We start from the raw sequence: 18,582 nt of genomic DNA, 5'->3' as shown, positions 1-18,582 counted from the left end.
GGGCAGCATCTGCGACCGGGCGATGGTCGCGGACGCCATGCGCGGCGTCGATATCGTTCATCACCACGCCGCGCTGGTCGCGCAATCGGGCGCGGGGCGACGCTATCGCCAGGTCAATGTCGAAGGAAGCCGCATCGTCGCGCTCGAAGCCGCCCGCGCCGGTGTCGACGCGATGATCCATGTCAGCAGCACGTCCATCTACGGGATGCCGCCGCAAGGCGCGATCACCGCCCAAACCGTGCCGCGTCCCTTCGAGGCCTATGGACGGTCGAAACTGGAAGCGGAACGCGTCATGGCGCATATCTGCGAAGCGGCCGGCATTCCGCTGATCACCATCCGTCCTCGCGTCACGCTGGGCGGCGGGCGCCTCGGCATCTACCAGATATTGTTCCAGTGGATCGCCGAGGGACGCCGCCTCTACATCATCGGCGACGGGGCGAACCGGCAGCAATTCATCCATGTCGATGACCTGATCGACTTCTACATGCTGGCGCTCGCGCAGCAGCGGCCGGGCACCTACAATGTCGGTACCGACCGTTTCGGCACCCTGCGTGAGGATCTGGAGGGGCTTATCGCCCATGCAGGCAGTTCGTCGCCTATTATCGGCCTGCCCGTCGCACCGGCGATCGCGGCGCTGGCGGCGCTGCGGGCGCTGCGATTATCCCCTCTCGTGGCGTGGCAATATCGGACCTATCATCGCGACTGCCATTTCGACGTGACGCCGTTGCAAGCACTCGGCTGGCGCGCGCACTATTCCAACGCCGCAATGCTGGCGGAAAGCTATGACTGGTTCATGGTGCATCGCCAGACGACGGCCGCGGCATCGGCGCATCGTTCAGTGCTATCGCAGCGTGTCCTTGGGCTACTCCGTTTCCTGTCTTGACCGACCGCCACGTCGCGTCAGGGCCAGCCAGACCATCGCATAGAGGGCCGTCGGTGCCCAGAGCATCATGTGCGCCAGCATCAGCACCGCTGCGCCGAAGTTTCGATCCACCCCGCCCAGCCGGAACATCGCCAGCCCGAACAGCTCGAATGTGCCGAAATGCCCCGGCAGGCCCGGCACCAGCGTGCCCAGCGTACTCGCCGTGAAAGCCGCCATCGCCGCCGCCCATTGTTCCATCCTTCCCCCAAGGCTGATCCAGGCGCCCAGAAACAGGCCGGCCTCCAATAGCCAGCACAGCAGCGACAGGCCAAGAAACAGTCCTTGCCGACGCGATGATCGCAATATGGTAAAGCTGCGCAACGTCGCCCAAACCCCATCGACCAGCCTGCCTCTCAGCCCCCGATCGGGCGATGTGGCGGAAGGGACCGGCGCATGGCCCGCCATCATCCCCGCCAGCCGCGTCAAGATCATGAAGCCCAGCGGCAGGCCAAGCGCGACGATCAGCCCCGCCTCTGCCCCGACATGGGCGGCGACCAGGAAACCGCCCAGCAACAGCAGCGCCGACAGATCGTAAAATCGCTCGATCAGCATCGCTCCCAACACGCTGCTGATCGGAAGCCCCATGTTGCGCTGGAACCAGGCGAGCCGGAAAATGTCGCCGGCGCGCAGCGGCAGCAGGTCGCTGATCCCGAAACTGGTGATGAAGGGACCAGGCACGGCACGCAGCGGCACCGAGCGATCGGACACGGCCTCCAACAGCATCCAGAATCGCACCGCGCGCAGGTAGAAATCCAGGGCATAGAGAAGCAGTGCCACGACCAGTGGCGCGATCGTCGCCTGCCGCGTCAGCGCGGCGATTTCCGCCAGATCCAGTTGGCTGATGAAAATGCCCAGAAGGGCCACGCCGACAAGGCTCTGGAGCAGCGCGCGCCGATAGCGGGACGAAAGGCCGATAGGCGGCAGAAGTCGGCGAAAGCTGAGCCTCGATGAACCCGGTGCGGACATTGGCCCACCATAGCCGCCCCCCGCCCGCCCGCCAGCCTATCGGAAGAATTACCCCCTTCTGGAGACGATGCAGCCAGACGCGATCAGTTGCGCCTATCGGAACGCTCCGTCTGACGATATTTGTCGAACCATGCCAATATGGCCGCAGCCTTGGCGGCCGACTGCGAAGGGCGCGCGGTAAAGCCACCGTGGCTCGCACCCGGCACTTTCACCAGCGCCGTAGGCACGCCCCGGATCTGCAACGCGGCATAATATTGCTCGGCCTCGCTGACCGGCGTGCGATAGTCCTCCGATCCCACCACCACCAGCGTCGGCGTCTTGACGTTGCCGACCAGGCTCAGCGGCGAGCGGTTCCAATAGGACATCGGATCCTCCCACGGCTTCTTGTCGAACCAGTAGCGCGAGGTGAAGGTGGTCATGTCCATGGTCAGCGCCTCGCTGATCCAGTTGATCACGGGCTTTTGCGTCGCCGCCCCTTTGAAACGGTCTGTCTTGCCGACGATCCATGCGGTCAGCACGCCACCGCCCGATCCGCCGGTAACGAACAGATTGTTCGGGTCCGCCACTCCGTCTGCGATGGCGGCGTCCACCGAGGCCATCAGATCGTCATAGTCGGTGCCCGGATAAGCGCGATCGATCAGGTTGGCGAATTCTTCACCATAGGAAGTGCTGCCGCGCGGGTTGGTGTAAAGCACCGCATAGCCATGCGCGGCGTAAAGTTGCGCGTCGGTTGAAAAGACGGGGCCATAGGCCGTGTTGGGGCCACCATGAATCTCCAGGATCAGCGGTGCTCGCTCACCTGGCCGCAGTCCGGGCGGCGTGACCAGCCAGGCATCGATCGCGCGGCCGTCGGGTGCCGTCACCGGCAGCTTGCGCACCGGCGCCATCGCCTTGGCTGAAAGCCAGTTGCCATTAAGATCGGTCAGCCGCTTTCCATCAACCCACAGGTCGGCCGGCGCGTCGGTGTCGCCTGCTGTATAGGCAATTTTGCCGTTCCTGGAGACCGAGAAAGTTCCACCGGTGTAGGGCCGGTCATAATGCGTGCCTGCCGTCAGCCCGTCTGCGACGGTACGAACCGATCCATCCAGACCGACGCGCGCCACACGCTTTTTGCCGTGATCGTCATAGGCCACATAGAGTTGCGAATTGCCGGCCCAGTGAACCGCATCGATCGACTGGTCGAGTCCGGCGGTCAGCGAGCGCGCACCGCTGCCATCGGCGTTCATCACATAGAGTTCGGTATTTTCGTAGCTGCGGTTGACATCGTCATAGCCAAGATAGGCGATGTGTCTTCCATCAGGCGAGACTGCCGCGCCGCCGTCCGGTCCGTTTCGATTGGTCAGCGACGTGACCGCTCCATCGGCGACGTCCACTGCATAGACCTCGGTGTTCATCATCTCGCGTTCCCAGTCGGGCCGCCGATTGGCGGAGAAGAGAATCCGGCGTCCGTCGGGGGTCCAGGACAGTGGGCCGGCATCATCCCAATTCCCGAACGTCATTTGCCGGGGTGCCCCGCCATCAGCCGACACGACGAACACATGATCATATCCGGACTGGGCATAGCCGCCGCCGTCGGCCCTATATGTTACCCGGTCGATGACTTCCAACCCTGCCGCCCACTTCGCCCCCTCGGGCTTCTCCGGCGGCTTTCCGAGCTTGAGCGGCTCGCCAGGCACTCGCATGGTATAGGCGATTACCTTGCCGTCGGGCGACCAGGCAAGGCTGGTCGGGCTGTCGGGCAGGCCGGTAACCTTCACGCTGCGCCCGCTGTCGAGCCAGAGCATGTAAAGCTGTGCTGCCCCCTCTCCGTCTGAAGAAACATAGGCCAGGCGCTTGCCATCGGGCGACCATGTCGGCGAACGATGTGCGCCTTTGCCCGCAACCAACGGCGTCTGTTGGCCCGACGCGACGTCGACCAGCCAGATCGAGGGAACCTCCTTGTCCGACATGACGTCTGCGGTCATCCGCACATAGGCGATCCGCGAGCCATCCGGGCTTATCATGGGATCCGTTGCACCGACCAGGCGGAACAGGTCGTCTCCAGTAAAAGCGCGGACGGCGCCAGCGGGCGCTTCTGCGTCGGCGGCCTGGCCCATGCCGGTTTGTAAGGCGAGGCTCGCCGCGAGAAGGATCGCCGAGGTCAGTCGCAAAGCCATTTCCTTTCCATCGTTATTTCTCAACCCCTGCATTGGTGCGCAGACAAAATCCAGCGCTCTGATCGCACCGTTCGGGCACCAGACGGACCGAAAATTGCCGAAAACAAAAAGAAAATTCGCGCATTTTGATACTGGAGATGGCTCCAGCCAGAGTAGAAACTTACAATATTGACCCAAATCAGTCAGCCATTTTGACCATTATGTCCTGACAAAGCCATGAGAACCATTAAGCTTGATCCATATTATGATTTGAAGAAATAAGACGCTTTGGCGCTACATATAGGCGGCAATTTGAGACGAACGGATTTTCTGTGCGAAACCGCACGACCCATCCAGACCTTTTATTGTCATGGCTGCCGTAGTCGGGGACGGCTGGCGTCACTCTTTCATGAGGAATGCCCGTATGAAGATTGCGCAAATCGCTCCCTTGGCGGAAAGCGTCCCGCCCCGTCTCTATGGCGGCACGGAACGCATCGTATCCTATCTGACCGAAGAACTCGTCCGCCAGGGCCATGAAGTTACACTCTTCGCCAGCGGGGATTCCTCCACCAGCGCCCAGCTCGTTCCGGTCACCGAGGTAGCCTTGCGCCTCAATCCCATGGTGGTCGATCCAATTCCCTATCATATGATGATGCTGGAGCAGGTCCGCCGGCGGGCCGACGAATTCGACGCGCTGCACTTTCATATCGACCTGCTGCACCTGCCGATGATCCAGGATTTCATCGGCCGTACCGTGACTACGTTACACGGTCGGCTCGACCTCCCCGATCTGTCACCCTTCTATCGCACATTTGCGGATCACAGCCTGGTGTCGATCTCGGATCATCAGCGCCTGCCCATGCCGCCGGTCAACTGGGCGGGAACGATCCATCATGGCCTGCCCGCCGACCTGCTTCTCCCGCGCCTTCAGCACAGCGAAGGCTATCTGGCCTTTCTCGGCCGCATCTCCCCGGAAAAGCGTCCCGATCGCGCGATCCGCATCGCGGCGCGCTCAGGCATGCCGCTCAAGATCGCGGCCAAGATCGACATGGTCGACCGCGGTTATTGGGAGACGGAGATCGCTCCCCTCGTCGCCCATTATTCCAATGTCGAATATGTCGGTGAGATCAACGAACAACAGAAGGCTGATTTTCTGGGACGGGCGAGTGCATTGCTGTTCCCGATCGACTGGCCCGAACCTTTCGGCCTGGTGATGATCGAGGCCATGGCCTGCGCCACGCCGGTCATCGCCTTTCGCTGCGGGTCCGTGCCAGAGGTCATCGAACATGGCGTGTCGGGTTTCATCGTCGACAGCGAGGATGATGCCGTGGCGGCAGTCGCTGCCCTGTCCGATCTCGATCGGTCTATCGTGCGTGGCGCGTTCGACGCACGCTTCACGGCAGAGAGGATGGCGGCCGACTATGTCGCACTATATCATGGCCTGCCGGGCGCTCGCACCGATGCCGCCCGACTGCGCCGGGATCGCGGCGCGGAAACCGATCTGCAAATCGTTGCATAGGAGACGCTATGTCGTTGATCCAACCGCAGTCCGACGCGCCCCGACCCAATCCGCCCGGAATCGACGGCGGCCAGGCGCTGTCCCAGGCCCAGACCCAATTCTTCATTCCCGCCACCGCCTCTCTCCATGAACGACGGCCGCGAACGCTGAAATACGGCGACAGTTTCGCCGTATTCGACCATAGCGGCGATGCGATATCCGGGCCGGGAAGTCCGGAGGGGCTATATCATCGCGATACCCGGCACCTGTCGCACCTTTACCTGACCGTCAACGGCACGCGCCCGATCCTGCTGAGTTCGGCTCTGCGCGACGACAATGCGATGCTGACCTGCGACCTGACCAACCCGGACTTTCCGGGCGAAGACGGGCGGGTCGCCGTCGAACATGACCTGATCCACATCCGCCGGACCCGCTTCCTGTGGAAAGACGGCGTGTATGAGCGGATCACCATCCGCAATTTCGACACAGAGACGCACCGGATCAGTATCGGCCTGCAATTTGCGGCGGACTTCGCCGATCTGTTCGAGATTCGCGGCATGACCCGGCTTCGCAAGGGCGGCATGCGCGCCCCCCGGATCGGGCGATCGGACGTGTTGCTCGGCTATCTGGGGCGCGACGATCGCGAGCGGCATACGCATCTGCATTTCGATCCGGTGCCCGCCGAACTGACGGAAAGCCAGGCCCGGTTCGACGTCACCGTCGCGCCCGGCACACGCTGCGCCTTGTTCGTCAGGATATGCTGCGACAGGGCCGAAGCGGGTGATCCGCTGCCCAAGCAATTTCTGAAATCGTTGCGCGAAGCGATGCACGCCCTGCGCGCCGCGCGCCAACGCGGCGCGACGATCCGATCCTCCAACGATCTGTTCAACGAAGTGGCGCGGCGATCCGTCGCCGACATTTCCATGTTGTCGACCGATACCGAATTCGGCCCCTACCCCTATGCCGGGATACCGTGGTTCAGCACCGTGTTCGGCCGCGACGCCATCATAACCGCGCTTGAGACATTATGGATGGACCCGGCGATCAGCCGGGGCGTACTCGGCTATCTGGCGGCCCATCAGGCCACGACTTTCGATCCGGCAGCCGATGCCGAGCCGGGTAAGATCCTGCATGAAGTTCGCCATGGCGAGATGGCCGAACTGGGCGAGGTACCGTTCCGCCATTATTATGGCAGCATCGATGCCACCCCGCTCTTCGTGATGCTTGCCGGCGCCTATCTGGAGCGCACCGGCGACGCGGCCTTCCTGTCAGGCATCATGCCCCATATCGAGGCCGCGCTCGGCTGGATCGACACCAATGGCGATCGCGACGGTGACGGCTTTGTCGAATATGGTCGCCTGACAGATCAGGGCCTCCAGAATCAGGGCTGGAAGGACAGCCATGATTCCATCTTCCATGCCGACGGCAGCATCGCGCGCGGGCCGATCGCGCTCGCAGAGGTGCAGGCCTATGTCTATCGCGCGTGGCGGGCGGCAAGCGCACTATATGGCGCACTTGGCGACGAGACGCGCGCGCTGGATTATCAGGCGCGAGCCGATCAGTTGCGCGACCGGTTCGACCAGGTCTTTTTCGACGCGGCGCTGGGGACCTATGTGCTGGCGCTGGACGGGGAAAAGCGCCCTTGTCGCGTGCGATCCTCCAATGCAGGCCATGTCCTCTACACCGGCCTGGCGAAGGAAGAGCGCGCCGAAGCCGTGGTGCGCACCCTGATGGCGCCGGCCTCCTTCTCAGGCTGGGGCGTGCGCACCATCGCCTCGACCGAAAAACGCTACAACCCCATGAGCTATCATAACGGATCGATCTGGCCGCATGACAATGCGCTGATCGCCGCAGGCTTCTCCCGCTACGGCTATCAGCGAGAGGCCGCCCAGATATTCGAGGGGCTGTTCGGCGCGGCAACCTATGTCGACATGATGCGCCTGCCAGAACTCTTCTGCGGCTTTCCCCGCCGCCGATCGCAGGGACCGACTTTCTACCCCGTCGCATGCAGCCCGCAGGCCTGGTCGGCTGCGGCGCCTCTCGCGCTCATCCAGTCCAGTCTCGGCATGCGCTTCGACAGCGACGCCGGGCAGCTCTATCTGCACGAACCCGCCCTGCCCGAGTTTCTTCAGAAATTGACGATCAACGGAATTCGCATCGGCACGGCCCGCATCGACATCGCGTTCGAGCGGATGCACGAGCATGTCGTGGTGAAACCGCTTTGCCGCGACAATAATGTGCGGATCGTGACGGTGGCATGAGGCTCCTCCTTTAGGGCAAGGTCGGACAAGCCTCAGTCGGGAAGTTTTTACCCCATCTCTGGACAGCGCCTGACGACGACGAAGCGGGAACAAGCGCCTCCGAGCGATTCCGCAAACATTTCCTTAAAGTTATGTTAATCAACAAGTTATGGAACAAATTACTGATCGGTGCGTGAGGCTGTCAGGGCTGCCATTGCCGCCCCGACATGCCGGGATCGCCACGCGTTCGCCGGAAAAAGGAGGTCACCCAACGCGGTAAATGCCGCTCAGAAACAACAGGGGTCGAAATATGCACATTTTGTCTCTGCGCCCGATGGCGGGCGCCCTGTTAGCCTGCGCATCAATGGTCTGCCTGAGTGAGTGGGGGTTGTCCTTCACAGCCGAAACGGCGCGAAGGGGCGCTCCTCCAGCGATCAACCTGCAAAATTCCTCGGCAACAGCGACGGTCACAACCGACAACGTCCTCAAGGAAGCCATAATCGAGGCGCGCCGGATGAAGAGCGCAGGGGCATCATCCAGTCCATGGGACTTGGCTCTGGCGACATTGCTTTCCAGGAACACGGAGATCGACAATTCGGCAGACAGCGTATCGACGATGGCCAACGCATCTGGAACGGCCAGCCAGGCTTTATCGGCTGCCTCAAGCGCCGTGGCACCGACTGCGTTCGCGAACTTCGACTTTGCCGGCGGTACGCGATATCCCGAACAGGCCACCGCATCGATCGGTCCGGCCTTCTACCGCCCCGGTTCGACTGTCGCCTATGTGCCCATATCGCTCGACCGGCCGACGCCCAACACCGTGATCGCGCGGGTGATGACGGAAGACGGAACCGGCCTCGTGCGGGGCGTTGCGGGCATCAACTATCGAAGCATCTACAAATCGGTCATCTTCCGACCGGGCGACCCACTGACGAAGACGGTGTCGGTCCCGATCATCCTGGGCATCCCGCGGGCTGACTTCGTCGTCCGCTTCGTCGAAGCGCCCTGGGGCGGGAAGATGGGCACCGATCGTGCCATGGTCCAGTGCGACATTCTGCAACAGGCTACGGCGGAACAAGTCGATGGGCGAAAGCCGCGCGCATTCGAGCCGAGCGGCGCGCTGCAATGGTCCATGAGCCGCGACACGATGAAATGGTCCGATGCCGGCCATGACAAGGCCTGGTCCACCAAACTGCCCAACGGCCGCTCGCAGCCTGGGAACCAGGAAACGGGCGTCTATCTTGATGGCTGGGTGTATCGCGACAAGGGGATCGAAGCGCCGCTACGTTACACCGATCAGGGTCTGGTCATGCATACGCAGAAGCTCAAGGAGCCGATCTTCTGGGACAATGTGGGCTATGATTACGGCTCAGTGGTGCTGAGCGGCCATAACACCCGTCCATTGCAGATCGGCTATGGGCAATATGAATTCACCGCCAGGATGCCCGATCGCCGTGGCTCCTGGCCTGCCTTCTGGCTTATCTCGACGTCCGGCTGGCCTCCAGAAATCGATATCTACGAAGGGTTCGGCTTCGAGACCTGGTGGGATTTCGATCGTTACACGGCCAATACGCTGCACGGGGGCGCTAACATCACCCGGACATTCCAGCAGGGCGTATTCACGAACACCGACGAGATTTACGGCATTGGCGGCTTTACCAAGGACTTTCATCGCTTCGCCGTCGATATCCAGCCCGACTATATCACATGGTTCATCGATGCGAAGGAGACGTATCAGGCGGTCAATCCGTTCGCAGGATTCCGCTGGTATCCGATCATGAATGTCGCCGTGAAAACCAACGGCGATTATATGGACGGGACCGGCGACATGATCGTGAAGGACGTTCGGGTCTACGCGAACTGACATGGTGGACGCGTCCGACCGATCCGGGATCGGTCGGACGCATTGGATACCGCTTGCGCCCCTGCCTATATCCGTTCCGAACCATACACATGTATGCGCTCATTGGCGCTGACCTCGTCCCGCTTTCCGCGACGCGATGCCGCCTGAGCCGCCTGCACAATCTGATCTGCCGCAATCCCCGACCGGCCAACGTAACGAGTGGGCGGCGCGCGCGATCGGACGACTGCGTTGCGAAGATATCGATTTCCTCACGCTCCGAATTGACAAAGCAAATTGATTTAATAAATTGGCGCCACCCGGACGGGCGGCGCAAGATCGCCCGGGGAGAGGAAAGAGCGGATCGCGCATGGCTTCGACGCATATGGTTTCACGCTTCCGCCGGTGCCGGCGCGTACTCGCGGCGGGTCTGCTGGCGACAGTGGCGCAGATTGCTGTCGCGCAATCGCCGGCGCAGCGCGGCGTCGATCTCGCCAACCCGCTCGTCGGCACCGCACCGCTGGATCGGCAGGAACTGATCGGCAATGCGCCCCCGCCCGGCGAGCCGGTCTATTCCGGGCAGACATCGCCCGGCGCGCGGTTGCCGCACGCTTCGGTGGAAACGGCACCGGTCAACAACAATATCGCGCTGACCTACCCCAATGGCGTGCCGACGCCCTATCATTATCCCAATCCGACGATGATCGGCTTCACCGGCGGCGGCGGCCAGACCTATGGCGGCAATGCGGAGCCGATCATCATGCCGGTCGTGGGCGACTGGTCCGCGCCGCCCGCCTACAGCCAGAGCTGGTATGACAAGAAGCGCGAGGTCGCCTCGCCCGGCTATTATTCTGTCCATCTCGACACGTTCCGCACCCAGGTGGAACTGACCGGCACGCGCTGGGCCAGCCTGATGCAGTTCACATTCCCGCAAAGCGAACGGTCGAACGTCCTGCTCAATCTGCTGGGCCATGGCGGCACGGTGGAGGTGTTGGATGACAGCACGATCCGGGGCGTGTCGAAGGGGCGGGAGTCCATCGACGGCCGATATTTCGTAGCGGAATTTTCCCGCCCCTTCTCCGACCTTGGCGTGTTTCGCAAGGCGCCGGGCGACGCAAAGGGATGGGGTATAGGCGACAAGCATGTCGCGCCCGGCGAACGCAGCGTCGAAGGCGATTTCGCCGGCGCCTATGTCACCTATCGGACGAAGGCGGGCGAGAAGATCCTGGTACGCATGGCGCATGGCACCAGCTACGAACAGGCGACGCAGCGGCTGCGCAAGGAATTGCCGGATTGGAATTTCGCTGCCGTCCATGCCGCGGCGCGCGGGGTGTGGGACAAGTTGCTCGGCCGGGTACAAGTGAGCGGCGGCACGGAAAAGCAGCGATCGCTCTTCTACTCCACTCTGTTCCAGTCCTTCGCCAGCCCCCGGCTGATCGCGCAGAAAGGCGAACCCTTCACCGACAGCAATGGCAAGGTGCAGGTTGCCGGCCATGATCGCTACGGTCCAGTGCCCTTCTGGGACACCGGCCGCAACCAGATCGTCCTGCTCGAACTCATGGAGCCAGAGGTGGTGCGGGACATCATGCAGTCCGAATATGAGATGGCGCGGGAAAAGGGGTATATGAACACCTCCTTCCACGGCGACAATGCGGTGTTCCTGTATCTGGGCGCGTGGAAGCGGGGCATCCCCTTCGATTATGCGGGCGTATGGAACTATCTGCGCAAGAATGCGACCGATCCCAAGGGACCGCGCGATTATCTGGCCGAATATGACCGCAATGGCTGGATTGCGGATATCGTGCCGGATGGCAATCCCAGCCCGCCCTATGCCGGCGGCAAGGCGGGTGCGGCCACCACGATGGAATATGCGTGGGACGACCATGCGATGGCCGACTATGCCGGACGACTGGGCAAGGCGGACGACCAGCAGCGTTTCCTGAAAAGGGCTGGTAACTATGCCAACATGTTCGATCGGTCGACCGGCTTCATCCGGGGGCGCACGGCAGATGGCAAATGGATCACCCCCTTCGACCCGCAGGAACCCTATTATAATTTCATGATGAAGGAAGCATCGGGATGGTCGACGCTATGGCTGGCCCCGCATGATGTGAAGGGGCTGATGACGCTGCTGGGTGGACGCGATGCCTTCAATGCGAAACTCGACCAGTTCTTCACCACCCCCTACAAACCAAAAGGCATCTGCCGCGACTGCACCGGCCTTGTCGGCCAATATGTCCATGGCAATCAGCCCGACCAGCAGGCGCCCTATTATTATGACTGGTCCGGCCAGCCATGGAAGACGCAGGCGCTGGTCCGCCGCATCCTCCAGGACATGTATGGCAGCGACGCAGCCGGCTATGGCTATGCCGGGATGGACGATCAGGGCGCGACGTCGTCCTGGTATGCGATGAGCGCCATGGGCTTCTACCCGGTCGATCCGTCCAGCGACGTCTATATGATCGGCAGTCCGATCTTCGACCATGTGTCGCTGGAGATGGGCGGTGGCAAGACGCTGGAAATCAGCGCGAAGAATAACAGCGACACCAATATCTACATCCAGTCGATGACGCTGAATGGCAATCCATGGACGAAGCCGTGGTTCCGCCATGCCGACATCAGGAATGGCGCCAAGATCGCCTTCGTCATGGGACCGAAACCCAATCGGGCATGGGGCAGCGCGGCGGATGCCACCGCCCCGTCCATGTCCGATGCACGCCAACAGGGGAAATGAGGATGCGCCTTTTCGGTCCGGTCTTGCTCGCCATGTCCATGGGGATCTCTCCAGCCGCGCTGGCGCAGAGTGATGCCGTCTATACCAGTGATCTCATCACCAGCTGGGGCCGTGCCGTGACGCCGGACAATGCCTGGCAAAGCTATCCGCGCCCCCAATTGCAGCGCAAACAGTGGCGCAACCTGAATGGGCTGTGGGACTATGCTATTACCGCGCCCGCCCTCACCCGGCCGGAAAAGATGGATGGGCAGATATTGGTGCCTTTCCCGGTCGAATCCCGCCTGTCGCGGGTAGCGCGCAAGCTGACGCCCGACCAGCGCCTCTGGTACAGGCGCAGCTTCGCCGTACCCGCCGACTGGGCGGGGCAGCGAATCATGCTGAATTTCGGTGCAGTCGACCATGCCGCGCAAGTGATGGTCAATGGCGCGATGGTTGGCGGACATAAGGGCGGTTTCGACGCCTTCAGTCTCGACATTACCGACTATCTGAAGCCGGGCCAGAACGAACTGATGGTGCAGGTAGCCGATCCCAATTCGGCGGGCACCCAGCCGCGCGGCAAACAGTCGCTGGAGCCCAGCGGCATCTGGTACACGGCGGTCAGCGGCATATGGCAGACGGTATGGATCGAGCCGGTGCCCAAGCTCCATATCGCCGATGTTCGCGCCACTGCGGATATCGATCGCGGCGTGGTGGAGGTGGACGTCGCGCTCAGCAATTGGGCGGGCGACACCGATGCCGTGCGCCTGACGGCCAGCAGCGGAGGAAAGCTGGTCGCTTCCACCATATTGCGCGGCAATCGCCATGCGACATTGATGATGCCCAATGCGCATCTCTGGTCGCCCGATGACCCGTTTCTCTACGACCTGAAGGCGGAACTCATCAGCGTGCGCGACCCCTATGCCGGAGAACAGGATCGGGACCGCAAGGCCTATGATGCGCGCTTCACCCTCGCGGAAACGCGCCGCTATGCCGCCGCCCGGCCGGACGGCGCAACGCGCGACAGCGTCGACACCTATTTCGCCATGCGCAAGATTTCGGTGGGTGAAGGGCCGGTACGCGGCCAACCGGTGCTTCTGCTCAACAACAGGCCGCTTTTCCACAATGGCACGCTTGATCAGGGCTGGTGGCCCGACGGCTTGCTGACCCCACCGTCGGAAGAGGCGATGAAGAGCGATCTCCTCTTCCTGAAAAAGGCGGGCTTCAACATGGTCCGCAAGCATATCAAGGTGGAACCGGCGCGCTATTATCATGACGCCGATCGGCTGGGCATGATGATCTGGCAGGATATGCCTTCGGGCGGGGGTGAGGATCAGTTCGTCGCCGGGACCAGCCAGGGACAGGCAGTCTTCCCGTCCGCGACCATGGCCGACCATGTCGATGAACTCAGTCGCATGATCGGTTCGCTCCGGGCCTTCCCGTCGATCGTTCTCTGGGTGGTCAACAATGAAGGCTGGGGCCAGTTCGACAGTGCGACGCTGGCCCGTTACGTCAAAGGACTGGATCCCAGCCGTCTGGTCGACGCGAACAGTGGCTGGATGGACGTCGCGCCAGGCGTATCCGACGTATTCGACATCCACACTTACGAAGACAGGCCCCACGTCCCGGCGCGCCATGCCGACCGCGCGATCGTGCTGGGCGAATATGGCGGCGTCGGCCTGCCGGTGCAGGGGCATTTGTGGAAGCCGGGCAAGTCGCTGTGGAGCTATCAGGTCGCGGGCGGCGACGGCGACTATCTGACGCGTTACCGCCGCAAGATGGAGGAGGTGGTGCGGCAGGCCAGGGAGCATGGCCTTTCCGCCGCCGTCTATACCCAGACCAGCGATGTGGAGGACGAAATCAACGGCCTCCTGACCTATGACCGCGCACAGGCCAAGGCGAAAGCGGAGGAGTTGGCCAAGATCGCCGCGCCCTTGTGGCAATCGACACCCTGAAACCGGCAGGGAAAGCGGCCCGACAGGCGAAACATCGCGCAACTTTTAATTCAATTGACAAATTGCTTTTTTTATTCTGATATCGGCGATGGGTAGGGTTGATAGTCGGGACCGTTCCGGGTCGTCGCCTCTGTCCATCATAAAATCGACAAGGGCGGATACCGCCGCAATGCCCTGGGAGGGTGCTGAAATGACTATTGGATGTGAGGAAACCCGCATTGGTTCGGGCCGTACCCGATTGGCGCGCGCTTTGCTGATATCGGTCAGCGTAATGGGCGTGGCCACCGCCGCGCAGGCGCAGGAGGCGGCGCCACAGCAACAGGCTGCGGGCGCGCCACAGGGTAGCGCACCAGACGGCACGATCGTCGTCACCGGCTATCGTCAGTCGATCGAACAGAGCCTTCGCCAGAAGCGTGAAGCCAATGCCTTTGTCGACGTCATCACGGCGGAGGATATCGGCAAGTTCCCCGACAAGAATGTCGCTGACTCGCTTCAGCGCGTGCCGGGCGTCATCATCGAGCGTGATGGCGGCGAAGGATCGAAGGTCAGCATCCGTGGACTCAGCTCCGACCTGACCCTGACGCAGCTCAACGGCAATTTCATCGCCTCTGCCGACAGCGGCGATCCGTCGCGGTCGTTCAACTACACGCTGCTGCCCGCGAACATGATCTCCAGCGTCGAAACCTTCAAATCCCCCGAAGCGCGGCTGGATGAAGGCGGCGTCGGCGGCACAGTGATTCTCAAGACGCGTCGTCCGCTCGATCTGGAGCCATGGACCGGTTTCGTCTCGGCCGAGGGCGTCTATGCCGACGTGTCCAAGAAGTTCGAACCGCAGGTGTCCGGCCAGCTCAGCTGGCGCAATCCCGACGAGACCTTCGGCATATTGGTCGGCGCAACCTATCAGGAACGACGCAACCGTACCCTGTCGGCCGGCACGGAAACATGGTCCTGGTGGACTTATGATCGCGCCAACGAGCCGGCGACCGACATCAACGGCAATCCCTATGCCAATGATGATGCGATCACCTATTGGGCGGAAAATACCGGCGCCACCGCGCAGGACGGCACGCGCTATTCGGGCTATTGGGCGCCGCAAGCGGTCAGTGAATCGATCCAGGATCAGCAGCGCAAGCGCCTCGGCATTCAGGCGACGGCTCAGTGGAAGCCGACCGACGAGCTGACCCTGACCGCCAATTATTTCCGCTTCCAGATCAAGAACAACTTCACGTCCAACGTGCTGAAGATCCCCGAATGGGGCTATCGAAATTTCTTCACCGGGGGCACGTTTGATGACAGCGGCACCATATTGCAGGGCGCGAACTTCGCCGTCCCGCCCGCCGGCACGGGATGCCTTGCACAGGCGTCCCCCTGCACGATGGAAACGCCACAGATTTCGGGGCAATATAGCCGTGAGAAGATCACCTCGAACACCTTCGACATCAACGGCGAATATGAACATGACCGGTTCAAGGCTTCCTTCGTGGTCGGCAAGACTCGCGCGACCGGCGGTCCCTCGCTGCGCTTCAGCGTCGCGGCCAAACCGCGCCTGACTACGGCGACCCAAAATACCAACGGCAATCTGGTCAGCGACTGGGCGTTCAAGAATGGCTCGGTCGACATGCAATTCTCGCCCGAATTGCAGCAGAATATCATGAACGGCATTGCCCAGATCGACGTCGGATCAACTGGCGGCAGCTATACCAACAGCATGATCGAGCAGAAATATGCGCAGATCGACCTGACCCGCTCCTTCGATGGCTTCATCGATTCCGTTCAGGTCGGGGCGAAATGGCGCGACGGCAAGGTGTCTCGCAAGATTGGCCGGGCGGAATGGTACGCCGATCCGGCCAGCGAGCTCCGTTATCAGGATACGCCGGGCGGAGCAGTGGCGCGACCGGAATTCTTCTACGACAAGCCGATGGGCAATATTCCGGGCGGCTTCACCGCCAGTTCCTTCCCCGGCATCAACTTCAACAATTATCTGGATTATCTCAACAACACATATGGTGATTATGTGCGGGTGGAAGAGGACCAGAATCTTTACCATATCGGGGAAAAGATCTGGGCCGGCTATGCGCAGGTCAATTTCAAGACCGACACGCTGCGCGGCAATCTTGGTCTGCGCATCGTCAATACGAAGCAGACCGGCCGATCGACCGACACACTTTATTATCAGGATGATTATTGCGTCAACGGACCCGGCGGCCCCTTCTCGCCGCCGCCGCAGGGCGCGGATGGCAACTGCCTGGTGATCCCGCTAGACGACCGCGAACGGCGCGTCTTCAGCGCGGTCGACGAATCGAAGAGCTACACGGATTTCCTGCCCAGCTTCAACGTGTCCTGGGAAGTCCGCCCCGACCTCATGCTGCGCGGCGCAGTGTCGAAGGTGATTGCGCGGCCGGGCTATAATGATCTGGCCGGCGCGCGATCGTTGACCTTCAATTCCGACGCCTTCGTCTATGATCGCCAGCAGTTCGGCGCGCGTCCCGGCTGGTTCGGCAACGGCGGCAATTTCGACCTGAAGCCTTTCTCCGCCTGGCAATATGATCTTGGCATCGAATGGTATTTCCATCAGGGTTCGGTGCTCGGCGCGACGCTGTTCCGCAAGGATGTGTCGGACTTCATCGTGCCGCTGGTCCTTGACCTCACGCAGACCGTTGCGGGTGAACAAGTGGTTGTGCAGCAATATTCGACCCAGGCAAACGGATCCAAGGCGAAGTCGCAGGGCATCGAAGTCTATGCCCAGCATACGCTGTCCTTCGGGCTCGGCGCGCAGGTGAATTTCACCTATAACGATACGTCGGTGGCGGAGATCGCGCTGGACGGGCAGGCGGTGGGCACTTCGCCGCTGGTCGGCAGCGCGAAGACCCAGCTCAATGCGTCGGTCTTCTGGGAAACTGACAAGTTCCTGCTTCGCGCGTCCTATAATCGCCGTGGCAAGGTGGTGCGCGGCATCGCGTCCGGTCTCAACATCTATGACGATCCCTATGAGCAGGTCGACCTGAACGCCTCATACAATATCAACGAGAAACTGTCGTTGACAGCGTCGGTCATCAACCTGACCAAATCGGAACAGCGGCAGCATCTTGGCAATGACACGAAGGATCGTTTCTATTCTAATGTCTATGCCGGGCGGCGTGCCTATGTCGGCGTGACCTATAATTTCTGATCGGGTCGCACCGAAGGAGGTGGGCGACTGCACGCGCCCACCTCCGCTTTTCGATAAGGGAGCAACAATGATCCTCGGTCGCATATCCGCCCTGGTCCTGATCGGCGCGGCGCTGTTGCCAGTGGCGGCAATCGCGGGGAATCCGGCCTTGCCGGGCTATTATGCCGATCCGGAAATCCGTGCCTTTGACGGGCAATATTGGATCTACCCCACCTATTCCGATCATGACGGCGCGCCGGACCTGACCAAGGCCTTCACGCCGGCACAGGACCAGGCGCGAAAGGCCAGTTCGATCCGCCCTTCCTATCTCTACCAGACCTTCTTCAACGCTTTCTCGTCACCCGATCTGGTGCATTGGAAAAAGCACAGCCATGTGCTCGACGTCGCCACCATCCCCTGGGCCTACAAGGCGATCTGGGCGCCATCGGTCATCGAACAGGGCGGGCGCTATTATATGTTCTTCAGCGCCAACGACATTCAGAATGACGACGAAACAGGCGGCATCGGCCTCGCCGTCAGCGACAGTCCGGGTGGTCCGTTCCGCGATGCGATCGGTAAACCGCTGATCGACAAGTTTCACAATGGCGCCCAACCGATCGATCCCTTCGTCTATCGCGACGAAGATGGGCAGATCTATCTGTTCTACGGCGGCTGGAAGCATTGCAATGTCGTGCGGCTCAGCGCGGATATGCGTACCGTAATTCCGTTCGAGGATGGCACGACTTACAAGGAAATCACGCCGCCGGGCTATGTCGAAGGCAGCTTCCTCATCAAGCGCAAGGGCGTCTATTATTTCATGTGGTCCGAAGGCGGCTGGACCGGCCCGACTATAGCGTCGCCTATGCGACCGGCCCGACCGCCACCGGGCCATTCACATCGCGCGGACGGATATTGGCGCAGGATTTCAGGATCGCGCGCGGCGCGGGGCATCATTCCGTGCTCAACATTCCTGGAACGGACGACTGGTTCATCGCCTATCATCGCCGCCCACTGGGCGACGATGTCGGTGAGCATCGGCAGGTCGCGATCGAGCGCCTGACATTCGATGCCGATGGCAGCATCCGCCCGGTGGTGATGACGAACGAAGGCGTTGCGCCGCAGCAACCGCCCAGAAAAATGAGAAAGCAGCGCAAATGAAACAGCCGGG

The 18,582-nt window shown here is 61.6% G+C and carries 9 protein-coding genes and 1 pseudogene; 8 read left to right on the top strand and 2 right to left on the bottom strand.

The genetic code is table 11. The annotated features are described in order from the left end of the window. Positions 1 to 883: NAD-dependent epimerase/dehydratase family protein (locus VMR39_RS11190; protein ID WP_325416054.1), on the top strand; the 883-nt coding region annotated here is incomplete at its 5' end. On the opposite strand, the gene VMR39_RS11185 is transcribed toward VMR39_RS11190, so the two are convergent. Continuing rightward, the gene (locus VMR39_RS11185) at positions 863 to 1,888 is read right to left on the bottom strand and encodes a lysylphosphatidylglycerol synthase transmembrane domain-containing protein (protein WP_325416053.1); all 1,026 of its coding nucleotides are present in this window, start codon (positions 1,886 to 1,888) and stop codon (positions 863 to 865) included. The genes VMR39_RS11190 and VMR39_RS11185 overlap by 21 nt on opposite strands. Positions 1,889 to 1,971: 83 nt before the next feature. Continuing rightward, on the bottom strand, positions 1,972 to 4,044 hold the full coding sequence (locus VMR39_RS11180) for a prolyl oligopeptidase family serine peptidase (protein ID WP_414712495.1): 2,073 nt from the start codon (positions 4,042 to 4,044) through the stop codon (positions 1,972 to 1,974). Between the two features lie 403 nt (positions 4,045 to 4,447). Between VMR39_RS11180 and VMR39_RS11175 the strand changes: the two genes are divergently transcribed. From VMR39_RS11175 to VMR39_RS11145, 7 genes and pseudogenes are all read left to right on the top strand, one after another. After that, the gene (locus VMR39_RS11175; RefSeq protein ID WP_325416052.1) at positions 4,448 to 5,542 is read left to right on the top strand and encodes a glycosyltransferase family 4 protein; all 1,095 of its coding nucleotides are present in this window, start codon (positions 4,448 to 4,450) and stop codon (positions 5,540 to 5,542) included. An 8-nt stretch (positions 5,543 to 5,550) separates the two neighbouring features. After that, on the top strand, positions 5,551 to 7,782 hold the full coding sequence (locus tag VMR39_RS11170; RefSeq protein WP_325416050.1) for an amylo-alpha-1,6-glucosidase: 2,232 nt from the start codon (positions 5,551 to 5,553) through the stop codon (positions 7,780 to 7,782). Positions 7,783 to 8,377: 595 nt separating this feature from the next. Then, positions 8,378 to 9,625: a glycoside hydrolase family 16 protein gene (locus tag VMR39_RS11165; RefSeq protein WP_414712496.1), complete on the top strand. Its 1,248-nt coding sequence runs from the start codon at positions 8,378 to 8,380 to the stop codon at positions 9,623 to 9,625. A gap of 346 nt (positions 9,626 to 9,971) precedes the next feature. Beyond that, complete coding sequence (locus tag VMR39_RS11160) at positions 9,972 to 12,335, top strand: GH92 family glycosyl hydrolase (RefSeq protein ID WP_325416048.1); 2,364 nt, start codon at positions 9,972 to 9,974, stop codon at positions 12,333 to 12,335. A gap of 2 nt (positions 12,336 to 12,337) precedes the next feature. Beyond that, positions 12,338 to 14,266, top strand: coding sequence for a glycoside hydrolase family 2 protein (locus VMR39_RS11155; RefSeq protein ID WP_325416047.1), 1,929 nt, complete (start codon positions 12,338 to 12,340; stop codon positions 14,264 to 14,266). A gap of 190 nt (positions 14,267 to 14,456) precedes the next feature. Next, positions 14,457 to 17,435: a TonB-dependent receptor gene (locus VMR39_RS11150; protein ID WP_325416046.1), complete on the top strand. Its 2,979-nt coding sequence runs from the start codon at positions 14,457 to 14,459 to the stop codon at positions 17,433 to 17,435. A 67-nt stretch (positions 17,436 to 17,502) separates the two neighbouring features. Next, positions 17,503 to 18,572: pseudogene (locus VMR39_RS11145) on the top strand (glycoside hydrolase family 43 protein). Positions 18,573 to 18,582: the final 10 nt, after the last annotated feature.

Source organism: Sphingobium sp., from assembly GCF_035511395.1.
Lineage (GTDB): Bacteria > Pseudomonadota > Alphaproteobacteria > Sphingomonadales > Sphingomonadaceae > Sphingobium.
This window is presented reverse-complemented; position numbering and strand designations above follow the sequence as displayed.